The following is a 16,050-nucleotide window of genomic DNA, read 5'->3' as shown; positions in this document are numbered from 1 at the left end:
AAATAGCATCATTTGGTTAGAAATTGCGTTTTTTTTCTGTAGAGTATTAACAAGTATTTGAATATGGTCGGTAGTAGCTATGGCTAAGTATAAAGTTGGTTTAATTTTTGGTAAGTTTTATCCTTTACATTGTGGTCATATTTATTTGATTGAAAAGGCAATGAGCCAAGTTGATGAATTACATATCCTGCTTGGTTGTGAAGCATCACGCGATAAACAACTTTTTGATAAAAGCCGGCTCCCCAAATACCCTCAAGTAAGTGATCGTTTTTCGTGGTTAAAAGAAACGTTTAAAGATCGCCATAATATTCATATCCATGTACTTGATGAAGCAGGTATTGAGTTTTATCCTAACGGTTGGCAAGATTGGAGTGATCGTGTTAAGCAGCTGCTTGCTGAGCATAAAATTATCCCAAATGTTGTTTTTACCAGCGAACCTCAAGATGTCAAAAATCATGAACACTATTTTGGTTGTTCGGTGGCCATTGTTGATGCTGATCGACATTTTATGAACATTAGTGCCACACAAATCCGTGAAAACCCTTATAAAAATTGGTCTTTTATTGCACAAGCAGCAAAACCATTTTTTGTTAAAAAAGTGGCTATTATAGGTCAAAATGGATTTTGTGATTTACCGATTCAACTGGCTAATATTTATAATACGCAATATGTACCAAATGGATATATTAATTATATTGAGCGGGAAATTTCTATCCACCATAACAAACGCTATTTAAGTGAATCTGATTATATTAAAATTGCAATGTTACACGTTGAACGAGTTACAAAAGCAGTAGAAACAGCAAATAAGATTATTTTTACCGCGATTGATTTTGAAACATTAGCGCAGTATTACAGCCAAATCTTCGATAAAGAAAACGATGTTTTAAAAGCTCTAAAAGACAGTTATCATTTTGATTTAGTCATTCACGAAAAAGACTTAAAACCACTACATTCCCAACTTGAATATTTTGAAACAGTCTCAAAGAAGGTTGAAGCATTATTGATTTAGTTCATCACATTTATTATGGCTTATGCTAAAATAAGGTAAATCTTTGTGATAGGTAAATTTTATGTCTCAACCTTTTGATAATAAAGACAATATAAATCAAGAAAAAATTGATTTTGGTTACACGCAAGTTCCAAAACAAGAAAAAGTAAAACGTGTTGCTGAAGTATTTCACTCTGTTGCCGATAAATATGACGTTATGAATGATCTCATGTCATTCGGTATTCATCGTATTTGGAAAAAAATCACCATTGAATATAGCAGTGTGCGTAAAGGCCAAAAAGTTCTGGATCTTGCTGGTGGCACAGGTGATTTAACGGCAAAATTCTCACAACTGGTCGGTGACGATGGATTAGTTGTTTTAGCTGACATTAATGAATCGATGTTAAAAGTTGGACGAGATAAACTCCGTGATAAAGGCTTATTTAAAAATATCGAGTATGTACAAGCTAATGCGGAAGAATTACCCTTTTCTGACAACTATTTTGATTGTATCACTATCTCATTTGGTTTACGTAATGTCACCGATAAAGAAAAGGCTTTACGATCCATGTGGCGGGTACTGAAGCCTGGCGGACGCTTATTAATTCTTGAATTTTCTAAACCACAATATCAAATACTAAATAAAGCGTATGATTTGTATTCATTTTCCATGTTACCGCTAATGGGGAAAATTGTGGCAAATGATTCTGAAAGTTATCGCTATTTAGCCGAATCAATTCGTATGCATCCCGATCAAAACACCCTGAAAAAAATGATGGAAGATGCAGGATTTGTTGATGTGAAATATCACAATATGACCGGTGGTATTGTTGCGTTACATACTGGCTTTAAATTTTGATGCGATGAATAATAATGACCTTTTTTAGAATTTTTAAAATCTTAACTGTATTTCGAGCCTATAAGTTAAAAGAATTGTTGCCAAAACATCGTTCATCAAAATGGCTTCGCACTTTATTATTCTGCTTTTTTTGGGTTAGACCTAAGGCAAAACATCAAGAAATTGGCGAACGTTTACGACAAGCATTACAAGAATTAGGTCCCGTTTGGATCAAGTTCGGGCAAATGATCTCAACTCGGCGTGATGTTCTACCTAAACACATAGCCGATGCTTTAGCAAAATTACAAGACCAAGTTCCCCCTTTTGACGGTAAAATAGCGAAACAACTGATTGAACAAGCATTAGAACAACCAATTGATTATTATTTTTCCAACTTTGATGAAACTCCGTTAGCGTCAGCATCAATTGCACAGGTGCATACTGCGGTATTAAAATCTAGCCAAGCCGAGATTGTCATCAAGGTTTTACGTCCTAATATTTTACCTATTATCCAAGCTGATATTGGTTTAATGTATTGGGTCGCTAAACAATGTACGAAGCGAATAAAATCAGGCGAAAGGTTACGTGCGGTTGAAATAGTGCATGATTATGAAATGACACTATTAAAAGAGTTAGATTTACGCAAAGAGGCTTACAACACAGCAAGACTACGCGATAATTTTATCAATAGCGATATTCTGTATATTCCTTATGTATACCAAGATTTATGTCGAAAAAATGTCATAGTCGAAGAACGCATTAAAGGCGTACCCATCGCCGATATTAACCAGCTAAAACAACATAAAGTCGATATGAAATTGCTGGCAGAGCGGGGTGTTCAAGCCTTTTTTACCCAAGTTTTCCGCGATAACTTCTTCCATGCTGATATGCACCCGGGCAATATCTTTGTTGATATTACCGAGCCACAAAATCCACGTTATATTGGAATTGATTGTGCCATTGTTGGCATATTGAGTGATGATGACCAGCACTATCTTGCCGAAAACTTCTTGGCATTTTTTAATCGAGATTATCGGAAAATAGCCGAAACTTATATCGCATCGGGTTGGGTGCCAGAAACTACTGATGTTATCGCACTTGAAATGGCCATGCGCAATGTCTGTGAGCCTGCATTTGAAAAACCACTAGCTGAAATATCATTTTCACAGATTTTACTACAGTTATTTCAAGTTGCACGGCAATTTGAAATGGATATTCAACCACAACTTACACTTCTTGAAAAAACGCTATTTTATATCGAAGGGCTTGGACGTCAACTTTATCCTGAACTTGATTTATGGCAAACAGCAAAACCATTTTTAGAAAAGTGGTATCAAGATAAATACAGTGCAAAAAAGATACTACAACAAGCGTTGGAATCGCTACCTAAATGGCGCAACATATTGCCACAATTACCTAAAAAATTAAATGATTACGAACGAATCACTAAACAGATGAATGCGCAATTAAAGCAAATTGATCAACAACTACAGCGTAGCAAAAAACGTGAACGAAATCTGTATGGAATGCTGGGATTAATTTGTGCTTTATGCATTACGATATTAGTCATAAATTAATGATTGAAAACTAATAATTACCTATTAAATTGGTCATATTGGGAATATTATAATTTACGTGTATAATTTGGTTAAATACCACCATTGGAGACAATCAGATGCCAAGCTTACCGCAACTACTCATATTAATCGCTGTAGTAGTATTATTATTTGGAACAAAAAAATTACGTTCATTGGGTTCGGATCTTGGTGAGTCGATTAAAGGCTTTAAAAAAGCAATGAATGATGATGATGGTAAAAAAGATAGTGATAAGTCACAAAAAATCGAAAATACCGACTCATTTGATACTAATACCGATAATAACAAAAAAGAGTAATCCGTGTTTGACATCAGTTTTGGGCAATTACTATTAGTATTAATTATTGGCCTGGTGGTATTAGGGCCAGAACGATTACCTATTGCAATAAAAACCGTCGCAGGGTGGATAAAAGTACTACGCCGAATGTCAGCCACGGTACAGCTAGAGTTGAATAAAGAACTTAAACTGCAAGAATTACAAGACAGCCTAAAAAAGGCTGAACAAAGTGGGCTAACAACGTTGACGCCAGAAATTCAAGAATCCATTAACGATTTAAAGCGTGTAACTGAATCATTACAAAACGAAATCGACTCAGCAACGCAAATCGATCCACAAACACATTCAGATAAAAAATCATGACAGACGACGCTACTCAACCATTAATTGGACATCTTGTTGAACTCAGAACACGGCTTTTACGTTGTATTATCTGTATTTTATTGGTATTAATTTGTTTACTTTATTTTTCTAATGATATTTATCATATTGTAGCAAATCCGCTCATCAGCCAGTTACCACAAGGTAGTAGCATGATAGCAACTGACATTGCCGCGCCATTTTTTACACCGATTAAACTGACTGCGGTGGTTGCGATATTCATCTCTATTCCGTATGTGCTATACCAAATTTGGGGCTTTATTGCGCCAGCACTCTACCAACACGAAAGACGTTTGGTGATGCCTTTAATAGTATCAAGCACGATCCTATTTTATATGGGGATAGCGTTTGCTTATTTTGTGGTGTTTCCATTAGCGTTTTATTTTTTTATTCATACTGCACCGGTTGATGTTGCAATCAATACTGACATTACCAAATACCTCGATTTTGTCATGACTCTTTTTGTGGTATTTGGCTTTGCTTTCGAAGTGCCTGTGGCAATTATTTTGCTTTGCTGGACTGGAATCACTACACCTAAAAGCCTACGTAAAAAACGCCCTTATATTATTGTTGGTGTTTTTGCCGTTGCAATGTTTGTTACTCCACCAGATGTCTTTTCGCAAATATTATTAGCTGTACCTATCTGTTTATTGTTTGAAATTGGCACCTTTTTTGCTCGTTTTTACCAACCGCGTCAAAATGACAATATAGAAGACGATAGCCAAGAATCTGAACAATAGACATAAACAGATAACCAATGAATTAAACAGAACAAGTAAGGATAACGAGTCATAATGAAAACATCATTACCTGATTTTAATTGCGCCAATGTATTAGTTGTGGGCGATATTATGTTAGATCGCTACTGGTATGGGGGGACTAATCGCATATCACCTGAAGCCCCGGTACCTGTCGTTAAAATTGACTCTTTAGAAGAACGCCCAGGCGGTGCAGCCAATGTTGCCATGAATATAACTTCACTTTGTGGTAACGCGCGACTGATTGGCTTAACAGGCATTGATGAACCAGCTAAAATTCTTGATGAACAACTCAGTAAACATAACGTTCACTGTGATTTTGTATCCGTTTCAACGCACCCAACTATCACCAAATTGCGAGTCCTATCACGCAATCAACAATTAATTCGTATCGATTTTGAAGAAGGGTTTGGCAATGTTGATGCAACACCTATTCTTGAACGCATTCAAACAGCATTAACGACTTATAAAGTGTTGGTTCTGTCGGATTATGCTAAGGGCGCATTATCGGCAGTTCAAGAAATGATTAAGCTTGCCAATCAAGCTAATGTACCGATTTTAGTTGATCCCAAAGGTACGGATTTTGAGCGTTATCGTGGAGCAACATTATTAACGCCAAATATGACTGAATTTGAAGCCGTGGTTGGGCATTGTCAAAACGAAGAAGACATTGTCGAAAAAGGTTATCAGCTTATCAAAAAGTATGATCTTAAAGCCTTGTTGGTCACACGTAGTGAAAAAGGTATGACATTACTACAATTAGACAAACCAATTTACCACCTGCCAACTCAAGCCAAAGAAGTTTTTGATGTCACCGGTGCCGGCGATACCGTAATTGCGACATTAGCTGCGGCTTTAGCTGCTGGGCAATCTTTAGAAGAAAGCTGCTTTTTAGCTAATGCCGCAGCCGGTGTGGTTGTTGGCAAACTTGGCACATCGACCGTTTCACAAGTCGAACTAGAAAACGCCATCCGTGCACGAGCTGATGATGGTTTTGGTGTTATGAGCGAAGACGAGCTAAAAGAAGAAGTCCGAAAGGCGCGCATGCGTGGTGAAAAAATTGTCATGACCAATGGCTGTTTTGATATTTTACATGCAGGGCATGTTTCTTATTTGGCAAATGCTCGGAAACTTGGCGATCGCCTAATTGTTGCTGTAAACAGCGATACCTCGGTAAAAAAACTAAAAGGCGAATCCAGACCAATTAACCCACTCATGCAACGAATGATTGTACTAGGTGCACTTGATTCGGTTGATTGGGTTGTTCCATTTGAAGAAGAGACCCCTCAACGACTCATTGCTAATGTCTTGCCCGATGTCTTAGTCAAAGGTGGCGATTATAAACCCGAAGATATCGCTGGGGGCAAAGAAGTTATCGCTGCTGGCGGTAGCGTTAAAGTGCTTAACTTTGAAGATGGCTGTTCCACGACTAATATTATTAATGCTATAAAAAATCGCTAAATCTTATTGTCAAGCAAATCGGTTACTCATTGGAATAACCGATTTGCTTTAGAACGGGAAAAAACAACTATTTATTTTCTTATTTTAATTACGCCTTAAGACAAACTTTAAAAAAATTATCAAAAAACACTCGCAATGTTGACCAAGTCTTTAATAAAAAAATTATTAACAGTTATTGAAAATTAATAGGTAATAGCTATTGTTAAATTTCAAAATTAATACTTTTTTTATTATGCGCTTTATGCAAAGCTAGTGACCAAATTCTGAAAAAGAGTATTAAGGATATTTTATGACCAAACATTATGATTATATTGCCATTGGTGGCGGTAGTGGTGGGATAGCATCGGTTAATCGAGCTGCATCCTATGGAAAAAAATGTGCCATTATTGAAGCAAAATTATTAGGTGGAACCTGTGTGAATGTTGGTTGTGTGCCTAAAAAAGTGATGTGGTATGGTGCACAAATTGCTGAAGCCATTAATCACTATGGTCCTGATTACGGTTTTGATACTACTATTAATCAATTCAGTTGGGATAAATTAATTGCTAGCCGAACTGCTTATATTGATAGAATCCATCAATCTTATGATCGGGTTCTGAATAATAACAACGTTGATGTGATTCATGGATATGCTAAGTTTGTTGATTCTCATACAGTTGAGGTAAATGGTGAACATTATAGTGCCGATCATATTCTGATAGCTGTGGGGGGCAAACCAACGATTCCGAATATCCCAGGTGCGCAATATGGTATCACATCTGATGGATTTTTTGCGCTAAAAGCCTTACCTAAGCGTGTGGCAGTTGTAGGCGCTGGTTATATTGCTTGCGAAATCGCAAGTGTATTACATGCACTTGGCGCACAAACTCATCAATTTGTTCGCAATGCCACGCCATTACGCACTTTTGATCCATTAATTGTTGAAACCTTAATGGAGGTGATAAAAACAGAAGGGCAACAACTTCATACTTTTGCAGTGCCAAAATCCGTTACTAAAAACAGTGATGAGTCATTAACTTTAACACTAGAAAATGGCGAAAGTTATACTGTCGATTGTTTAATTTGGGCAATTGGTCGTGAACCGGCTACAAATGACATGAATTTACAGGCAGCAGGAATTGAAATTGATAATAAAGGCTTTGTGGTCGTGGATAAATATCAAAATACCAATGTACCGGGCATTTATTCAGTCGGTGATGATACAGGTGCCATGGCATTAACACCGGTTGCGGTTGCCGCGGGTCGTCGCTTATCAGAAAGACTTTTTAACAATAAACCTGATGAACATTTAGATTATAATAACATTCCTACTGTTGTATTTACTCACCCCGCTATTGGTACAGTAGGCTTAACTGAGCCAGAGGCGATACAGCAATATGGTCAAGAAAACGTCAAAGTTTATAAATCCACCTTTACGGCCATGTACACTGCAGTTACACAACATCGTCAGCCATGTCGTATGAAGTTAGTGTGCGTCGGTAAAGATGAAAAAATTGTTGGTATTCATGGTATTGGTTATGGTATGGACGAAATGTTACAAGGCTTTGCTGTAGCACTAAAAATGGGGGCAACGAAAAAAGACTTTGATAACACTGTTGCGATTCACCCAACGGCTGCCGAAGAATTTGTAACTATGCGTTAAGCTTTAAGCGTTAAGTGAACCATTAAGACCTACCATTAAAAGCAGGACCACAGTGTCCTGCTTTTTTATGGATTATTTTGTTGATTGTCTTATGGATTAGATACACTGCTAGGTTCGCAACGCCAGCCATTTTTCGCTAATGGATAAAAACCAACGGCTATTGCAATTAATGCCACAAAAGAGATATAAATACCGGCACCTAGATAACTATATTCTCCTAATAAATGTTCAGGACTTAATAGATAAATCGTTAACGTTGGTGTAATAGCGCTAAATAGCGCATAAGCTAAATTATAAGAAAACGACAAACCTGAATAGCGGATTGCTGGTGGAAACGTTCTTGTTCCAATAATTGGTGTCATGGCGATAGAACCAATGAAAAGCCCAAAAACAGCCCAAATTAAATAAAGCTTAGTGAGCGACATATCAGGCGATAATGAACTATAAAAATAGAGACTAGAAACAGCAAGGCCTCCCCAACAAATCATCGAGGTTTTAGTTGAACCAAGCTTATCATCTAACCAACCAAAAATAATACAACCTAATGTTAAGGTTAAAGCGGCAATACAACCACCGATCCGCCAATCAAGGTTAGCAAAATGATATATACCGCCAACAATACGACCTGGGGTAATTAAAATCCCCACCATAATAGCGGTAGACAATGACCACGTTAACAATGCAACAATCACGCAGGCTGTTTTGTGTTTTTGTAGTACGGTAACAACTGGGATATTTTTTTCAATTGCCTTGCGCGCGGCTAATTCCTTGAAAATAGGTGTTTCTGATAAAAAACGGCGCAAATAAACCGAAATAACCCCAAAAATACCGCCAATAATAAACGGAATACGCCATGCGTAATCTAAAATATTTTGTGTCGTAAAACAAAGATCAATAATAATTGTGACAATAAACCCAAGTAAAATACCGCCAGTAATTCCTGATGTTAATGTGCCAACACCAAGTCCATAACGTTGTTTTGGCACATGCTCTGCAATAAATACCCAAGCACCTGGCATTTCGCCACCGATCGCTGCACCTTGCAACATGCGCATAATCAAAAGCAATAGTGGTGCAAAAATACCAATCATTTCGTAAGTGGGTAAAACTCCAATGATGAAGGTAGGTAGCGCCATCATTGCGACACTTAGGGTAAACATCTTTTTACGGCCGACTTTATCGCCAAAATGTGCCATAATAATACCACCCACAGGACGAACTAAATAACCAGCAGCAAAAATTCCCCACGCAAACAGATCTAACGTCAAAGGGGATAATGTATGAGGTAAAAATAGTGGTTTAACGATGGTATCTATATAAAGTGCATAAATAACAAAATCATAAAACTCGAGCGTACCACCTAAAGAAGACAAAACTAACGTTTTTAAGTCCTTACTATTTAATGGACGCGCAGGGGGTTGCCACTGTGTATTGATTTCAGACTGATTCATGAACTAACCTTATTCTTATTGTTAAATTGAGATAAAAAATCAAGAAAACTCGTCTTTTTTGACCTAACCTTATAAAGCACCTCCATTCTGCCACAAAAAAAAGCCTTTTTTTTCATCATAAAAAAATTTAATGAATGACATTAAACTGTATATTTGATTTATAATCTTAATATATTTATATTTTATTGGATAAAAGATATCACCATACCATGGTGGTTAATTCAAAAGGATGATTTAATGATAGACCCAAAAGTAAAGCGTTGCGGTTGGGTGACAAACGATCCGCTGTATATTGCTTATCATGACAACGAATGGGGCATTCCTCAATATGATAGCCTTAAGTTATTTGAAAAAATTTGCTTAGAAGGTCAACAAGCGGGTTTGTCTTGGATCACAGTACTAAAAAAACGGCAAGAATATCGCCGTTGTTTTTTTGATTTTAATCCTGAAAAAATTGTTCAATTGACTGAAAAAGACATTGAATTATTCATGGAAAACAAAGGACTAATACGTAACCGACTAAAGCTAAATAGCATAATCAAAAATGCCCAAGCGTATTTATTAATGCAAAAAAATAACGAAGATTTTTCACAATTTATTTGGTCTTTTGTTGATGGTAATCCAATTACTCATTACTACAAAGACAAAAGCGAACTTCCTGTTAGCACAGAAACCTCTGACAAAATGTCAAAAGCATTAAAAAAGAAAGGTTTTAGTTTTGTCGGTTCAACGATTTGTTATGCTTTTATGCAGTCCATGGGGTTAGTCAATGACCATTTTGAATATTGCTTTAAAAAGGAATTTAAGTGAATGAACATGATACAACTAATAAAGTATGCCGTTATTGCCATACTCGGTTATTTTATTGTCTGCAATGTGGTTATTTTTATCTATACCCAACAACCACCACAAGATAACGCTGACACCATGGTTATTTTAGGATCCCAAGTAGTGGGAACACCTGCGCAGGCACCCCTGACATTACAAACGCGTTTAGAAGTTGCGGTGACTTATCTACACAATAATCCCAACACAAAAGCCATAGTCTGTGGTGGACAAGGTAAAGACGAATCCGCAACCGAAGCTAGTGTAATGGCTGATTACTTAATCAAAAAAGGCATTGAATCATCAAGAGTTTATACAGAAGACAAATCAACTCGCACCGCTCAACAATTTCTTTATGCAAATGATATCTTACCTTTAGGCAAAACCGTCGTTGTCACTAATGATTTCCATTTACTGCGTTCAGTCATGTTGGCTAAACGTTCAGGATTCGAGCAAGTATCAGGTCTCTCTGCGCCGTTGAATTGGTCTAATTTTGATAAATATATTGCAATGATAAGAGAGCCATTAGCATTAGCAAACTCTTGGCTATTTGATCATCCTAAAGAACAACTTAAACAAGAATGATGGTTGCGATGAGATCAGATTTTTATCGATACACTGTTTTTAATTCAATCAGCTAATCAAAGTACCGCCATAAGCAACAGCTGTTTTTACTTGTTGTCCATGGTATCATGGCAACATTGCTGTTTAATTTAAAAATGAATAAAGATGAAATCTGATACTATTGTCGCGCAAGCAACGCCACCCGGTCGTGGAGGGGTAGGTATTTTACGTATTTCCGGCCCCAAAGCGCAAGCGGTTGCCCAAGCTGTATTGGGCAAATTGCCCAAACCGCGTTATGCCGATTATTTACCGTTTTTAGCATCGGATGGCACTACTCTAGATGAAGGTATTGCCTTATTTTTCCCTAATCCTCACTCATTTACTGGTGAAGATGTCCTTGAATTACAAGGTCACGGTGGGCCGATTATTTTAGACTTACTTTTAAAACGCATTCTTGAAATCCCCAATATCCGCATTGCTCGTCCGGGGGAGTTTTCGGAGCGTGCATTTTTAAATGATAAATTAGATCTTGCTCAAGCCGAAGCGATTGCTGATTTAATTGATGCTAGTTCTGAGCAAGCAGCAAAATCGGCAATCTCATCACTACAAGGCGTATTTTCCAAAAAAATACATGCGCTTGTTGAATCATTGATTCACTTAAGGATATTTACCGAAGCAGCGATTGATTTTCCTGAAGAAGAAATCGACTTTTTATCTGATGGCAAAATTGAGACCCAGCTAAATGAAGTTATTACACACTTAAACGAAGTCAGGCAAGAAGCCAAGCAAGGCACACTACTACGCGAAGGCATGAAAGTCGTCATCGCTGGGCGCCCAAATGCCGGTAAATCAAGCCTACTTAACGCACTGGCAGGACGTGATGCAGCCATTGTAACCGATATCGCGGGCACAACTCGAGACGTCTTGCGTGAACATATCCACATTGATGGCATGCCACTACATATTATCGACACAGCTGGACTACGCGAAGCGAGTGACGAAGTGGAAAGAATCGGCATTGAACGCGCTTGGCAAGAAATTGAACAAGCTGATCGCGTATTATTTATGGTTGACAGCACCACTACCAATGAAACCAATCCAGAAAAACTATGGCCAGAATTTATTGAACGTTTACCAAAACAGATGCCTGTCACTGTCATCCGCAATAAAGCTGATTTAACTGGCGAAGCACTAGGATACAGTGAAGTAAACGGCTACTCACTTATTCAACTTTCGGCACGAACAGGTGAAGGCGTTTCCTTACTACGTGAACATCTAAAACAGGTCATGGGCTTTACTAGTAGTATCGAAGGTGGGTTCTTGGCCCGACGTCGCCATCTACAAGCACTAGAAAAGGCTGCCCAGCACTTAAACAATGGTAAGCACCAACTTATCACATTCCATGCTGGCGAATTACTTGCCGAAGAACTGAGGCTAGCGCAAGAAGCCTTAAGTGAAATCACAGGGCAATTTACTTCTGATGATTTGTTAGGTCGCATATTTAGTTCGTTTTGCATAGGTAAGTAAACATACTTTATAAAAAGCGTTCAGAAAAGTAATTGATTTTATTAAATTTATTTTTTTAGTTGTTTTTTGGGCGGGGAACAACCGTTGTTACTTCGCTTAAAATAGTACGGTCAAAAGTTGAAAACTACTTTGTCATAAAAGTAAAAGAGGGTGTAATCATAAAAGTGATAAAAAAGCTATAGCCCCTACCAAGGTGCGGAAAGTGTGGAAGAAGGAGTAACAAGCTAGCCCATCGTATTACCAGCGCTATAAGTTGTGCTATAGCTGTATTCCATTGTTCAACATTTAGCTTGCTAATTGATCAATAATAAACAATTGATTCCTTAATAGCACAACTTATGATAATGGTAACTTGATGAATTAATGATTAAATTTAAATAATTCTTAGCTCTTTTAATGATAATTTAATAAATGCATAAAAAATAGGTGCAAAAATTAAACCAATAATGCCAAAAAGGGTCTCTAAAAAGAGCATCGCAATTAACAATTCACAGATACCGGCATGAATTTTTGTCCCGACTATTTTTGCATTAAGTACATATTCCATTTTATGAATTAAGATTAAATAAACAATAATCCCCATTGCGACGGTAAATGATACGGTAAATGCAACAAAAAAGATTAATCCATTAACAATCAAGTTACCAATAATTGGAATAAGACCAAAAACAAATGTGGCTAACACTAAACTTTTACTAAATGGCAAATGAATGCCAAATACAGGCAAAATAATAAATAGCAAAATAGCGGTCATCATCGTATTAAATAATGCGATCACAACTTGGGACATCGCTACATATTGAAATACTACAACTAACCGATTTAAGCTGGCTTTTAAGGATTTGGTTAATGCTCTTTGTGTAATTTGATTATGCTCAGTGTTGCGTTGATTTTCTTTGTAACCCAAAATTAATCCAATGATCATTCCCACAATTAATATAATTAAATCATGAAATACTTTTTTGATGATAGATTGTAGATAAAAGACATGATCTTTAAGGTAAATCATTATAGTTGATTTAACTTCGTCCAAATCATCAGGTAAATAATGGGTAATACTTGGCGGTAGACTGTTTATTACATTATTGACCACTAATTTCAAATTTATTAACGTTTCGGTTGGATGCTTGGCCATATCAACAAACCAAGCAAATAAATACCAAAAGCCGCCGATAAAAATGCCCATAATCAGTGTCGTGAGTACTAGTACCGAAACTAATTTTGATTGATGACTAAAACGTACCATTTTTCGTGATAAAAAATCATCTAATTTTTGTGTTAACGTATAGGTTAACAAGCCAGCTATCACTGCCGGCATTAAATGAACTTGCATTAAAATAATAAAAAAAACAGAAAACAAAACAAGGCAAAATAGACCTAATTTTTGATTATTACTTAGTGGCATAAAGAAAATTTTCCTTTAATAAAAAATTTATTTAATTAAAACACGATACGTGGTAACGGTAAAAAATTGACAGAATTATAGCAGATAGTTCATTGTTCGTCCTTTTTTGTTACTAATTAAACATGAACTGTTTATAATTTAGTTAAGGATTTTTAACAGGTTAAAGAAAACTCTTACACAACCTAGGTAAAATGCTAACAACTAACAAACTAGTAAAAACAAGAATAGCGTATCCTAATAACAGCCATCTAACTAACCAAAAATCGGTCAGAAAAGGTATTGATTTTATTGAAGTTTTTATGCGGTGTTTTTTTAGTCAAAAATCACTACTCAAAATCATTCCCACACAATCACGTCAACGCAGGTTAACTCAAACCTTGACAAAACTTTACAATTTTTTAACAAAAAAAGTAGCGCATTATTAATCAAGAGGTTATAATTTGATCGCTTACAAAGCAATGGAATGCTCATTAGTTGGGCAGCTGGTTATAAAAAACGAAATAAAAAAATTTTAATTGACAGGGTGATCGAAATGAGTTACCAGATATGGTATCTGGCCTGCCAAACCTGCGCCTTAAATCTTTTTCAGTTTTGCTGTAGTCAAAATCAGATACAGTTCTTATTTTTATCACCGAAGTCATTTCGCTTAGCGAAATCGGCAACTTTACCGGCAGGGTTATCGCCAAGGTCAAGGTGCTTACCTTTTCTATCTAAATTACCAAACTTATTTAGATTAATTGGATTCTCATTGTTCTTCGTGGCATTGTTGCTGTCATATACACAGAGTTCTGTGGCATGTTCACAGGCATTAACGGCGTGTACTTCAAGGACAATAGAGGGTAGTGCCCCGTATTTAACGTTTGATGGTGGCCAAACAAGGGCCACATCAACGGATAGTTTGTTGTCTATCAAATTGCAGGATGGTCAAGTTATCACGCCGTCTACTAATACATCAAGTGTATCAAATCCAATAAGATTACCTTATGTAGGGAATACTCTAAGTCATATAGACATGATAGTCCCATCATCGGTTAGTTCAGTGAGTATAAGTGATTTGGTCACTAGGTATAATTATTGGGGTGATGATGATGGTGATGGTCAGGGTACAAATGGAGTTACCGCATCGGGGAATATATCGGTATCATTTACGGATAATAATGGTAATACAGTAAGTCGTAGTGATGCATTAGATAAATGTAAGGCTCCTTATAAGGTAACCTTAAGAAGTACAGGGGGATATTTACAAACACGGTACGGAGTTCCTAATAGGACTGATTTTAGCGGTCAGACGGTGACATATTATATCAATCCGTATGACAGTAGTTCTGTTGTTTGTTACTTTGTGAGTCACGCAAGGCCGATTACTTCTTATGGCTCAGGCGATTCCGCCGGTCCAGCTAACATATGGGATTTTCATAATGGTTTTTTAACTCAGTCAAATGATTATTCATCTTACGACCGAAATTTTCCTACAACGGGTGCTGATGGGTTGTATTTTGAGTTAGAGATGCCTGCAGGAGTGGATGGAAGTCGGTTTACGTGGTCTCCTGTTACTCGTGGTGGAATAACAGCTACAGTCAACTGGACGTCAAGTGGGACGAAGGTAACATTAAGCGGTCCTAAGGCTAATAGTACTCAGATAAATTCAAGTAATCCTAGTCCGCTTACTCCGTTGCCATCTTTGCCACAGACCTTTGAGTTGGTGGGTAGGGATAGTAATGGTAATGAGGTGAAGTATGGATTTGTGTTAAAGCAGTGGTTCGTCAATCGGGTTAATAAACAGGATACACAGTCTAACCAAATATCTTGGTGTAGCAGTTTGGGTTATCGTTTGGCACGGGTAAGTGATTTAACTAACGCGAAGTGTGGTATATCTTCTTCATTCCCTTGTGTAAATGGTATAGATAGCGGCACGCCTAGTTCATCTGTTAATCGTTACATGCGTTACATAGGTGCTGGTTTTTTCGCGGAGTGGGGCTGCATGTCCCGCTACGCTGATACGGGCTTCGTCGGCGCCTATTGGACAAGCGACAACCGGTTCACTGCCAACTCGTACTACGGCAACGTTGACAGCTACAGTGTCAGCCGTCGCCATTACGCTGTTTGCATCGCACCTTAGCTTTTATATCTTATTCCTTAATTCTTAGGCCGCGGGGGCGGTATATGGTGCCTGAGAGGATAATCTAACAAAGAATAAAGCCCCTGCGTAAGTTGGGGCATTTTCCATTAGGGTTGCGCTGTTGCGGCGAAGCCACCATCGCGCCGCCCCCGCCAACGCTGAAAGCGTGGCCGGCAATTCTAGTGATTACGCTGTAGCCGGTTTAAATTTGTGGT

The 16,050-nt window shown here is 37.4% G+C and carries 13 protein-coding genes and 1 pseudogene; 12 read left to right on the top strand and 2 right to left on the bottom strand.

Features of this window, described 5'->3' with window-relative positions; translation table 11 throughout:
- Nucleotides 1–79 precede the first annotated feature (79 nt).
- From nadR to gorA, 8 genes and pseudogenes are all read left to right on the top strand, one after another.
- Nucleotides 80–1,012 (top strand): multifunctional transcriptional regulator/nicotinamide-nucleotide adenylyltransferase/ribosylnicotinamide kinase NadR, encoded by a 933-nt coding sequence (gene nadR, locus ACYIAJ_RS03220; RefSeq protein WP_483559616.1) that lies wholly within the window; start codon nt 80–82, stop codon nt 1,010–1,012.
- Nucleotides 1,013–1,073: 61 nt separating this feature from the next.
- On the top strand, nt 1,074–1,850 hold the full coding sequence (gene ubiE, locus ACYIAJ_RS03215) for a bifunctional demethylmenaquinone methyltransferase/2-methoxy-6-polyprenyl-1,4-benzoquinol methylase UbiE (protein WP_483559615.1): 777 nt from the start codon (nt 1,074–1,076) through the stop codon (nt 1,848–1,850).
- 14 nt (nt 1,851–1,864) lie between these two features.
- Complete coding sequence (ubiB, locus tag ACYIAJ_RS03210; RefSeq protein WP_483564334.1) at nt 1,865–3,406, top strand: ubiquinone biosynthesis regulatory protein kinase UbiB; 1,542 nt, start codon at nt 1,865–1,867, stop codon at nt 3,404–3,406.
- Nucleotides 3,407–3,504: 98 nt separating this feature from the next.
- The gene (gene tatA / locus ACYIAJ_RS03205) at nt 3,505–3,723 is read left to right on the top strand and encodes a twin-arginine translocase TatA/TatE family subunit (RefSeq protein WP_483559611.1); all 219 of its coding nucleotides are present in this window, start codon (nt 3,505–3,507) and stop codon (nt 3,721–3,723) included.
- A 3-nt stretch (nt 3,724–3,726) separates the two neighbouring features.
- A pseudogene (gene tatB / locus ACYIAJ_RS03200) lies at nt 3,727–4,005 on the top strand (Sec-independent protein translocase protein TatB); the annotation flags it as partial.
- Between the two features lie 56 nt (nt 4,006–4,061).
- Nucleotides 4,062–4,823: a twin-arginine translocase subunit TatC gene (gene tatC, locus ACYIAJ_RS03195; protein WP_483559610.1), complete on the top strand. Its 762-nt coding sequence runs from the start codon at nt 4,062–4,064 to the stop codon at nt 4,821–4,823.
- Nucleotides 4,824–4,877: 54 nt separating this feature from the next.
- Nucleotides 4,878–6,302 (top strand): bifunctional D-glycero-beta-D-manno-heptose-7-phosphate kinase/D-glycero-beta-D-manno-heptose 1-phosphate adenylyltransferase HldE, encoded by a 1,425-nt coding sequence (hldE, locus tag ACYIAJ_RS03190; RefSeq protein ID WP_483559608.1) that lies wholly within the window; start codon nt 4,878–4,880, stop codon nt 6,300–6,302.
- A gap of 289 nt (nt 6,303–6,591) precedes the next feature.
- Nucleotides 6,592–7,944, top strand: a complete 1,353-nt coding sequence (gene gorA, locus ACYIAJ_RS03185; protein WP_483559606.1) for a glutathione-disulfide reductase — start codon at nt 6,592–6,594, stop codon at nt 7,942–7,944.
- Between the two features lie 89 nt (nt 7,945–8,033).
- On the opposite strand, the gene ACYIAJ_RS03180 is transcribed toward gorA, so the two are convergent.
- Nucleotides 8,034–9,395, bottom strand: coding sequence for an MFS transporter (locus tag ACYIAJ_RS03180; protein WP_483559605.1), 1,362 nt, complete (start codon nt 9,393–9,395; stop codon nt 8,034–8,036).
- Nucleotides 9,396–9,632: 237 nt separating this feature from the next.
- Between ACYIAJ_RS03180 and ACYIAJ_RS03175 the strand changes: the two genes are divergently transcribed.
- From ACYIAJ_RS03175 to mnmE, 3 genes are all read left to right on the top strand, one after another.
- On the top strand, nt 9,633–10,205 hold the full coding sequence (locus ACYIAJ_RS03175) for a DNA-3-methyladenine glycosylase I (protein WP_483559603.1): 573 nt from the start codon (nt 9,633–9,635) through the stop codon (nt 10,203–10,205).
- A complete protein-coding gene (locus tag ACYIAJ_RS03170; protein WP_483559601.1) occupies nt 10,206–10,805 on the top strand; it encodes a YdcF family protein in 600 nt (199 codons plus the stop codon). It abuts the gene before it with no gap.
- Nucleotides 10,806–10,949: 144 nt separating this feature from the next.
- Nucleotides 10,950–12,311 carry a tRNA uridine-5-carboxymethylaminomethyl(34) synthesis GTPase MnmE gene (mnmE, locus tag ACYIAJ_RS03165; protein ID WP_483559599.1) on the top strand — a complete coding sequence of 454 codons (1,362 nt, stop codon included), beginning with the start codon at nt 10,950–10,952 and terminating at the stop codon, nt 12,309–12,311.
- Between the two features lie 373 nt (nt 12,312–12,684).
- Here mnmE and ACYIAJ_RS03160 read toward each other — a convergent pair whose 3' ends face one another.
- Nucleotides 12,685–13,716 (bottom strand): AI-2E family transporter, encoded by a 1,032-nt coding sequence (locus ACYIAJ_RS03160; RefSeq protein ID WP_483559597.1) that lies wholly within the window; start codon nt 13,714–13,716, stop codon nt 12,685–12,687.
- 532 nt (nt 13,717–14,248) lie between these two features.
- Between ACYIAJ_RS03160 and ACYIAJ_RS03155 the strand changes: the two genes are divergently transcribed.
- The gene (locus ACYIAJ_RS03155) at nt 14,249–15,835 is read left to right on the top strand and encodes a hypothetical protein (RefSeq protein WP_483564333.1); all 1,587 of its coding nucleotides are present in this window, start codon (nt 14,249–14,251) and stop codon (nt 15,833–15,835) included.
- The last annotated feature ends 215 nt before the right edge of the window (nt 15,836–16,050 follow it).

This window comes from Gilliamella sp. X-46 (assembly GCF_057063525.1).
Note: the sequence above shows the minus strand (reverse complement) of the source record. Positions and strands in the feature narration are given on the sequence as shown.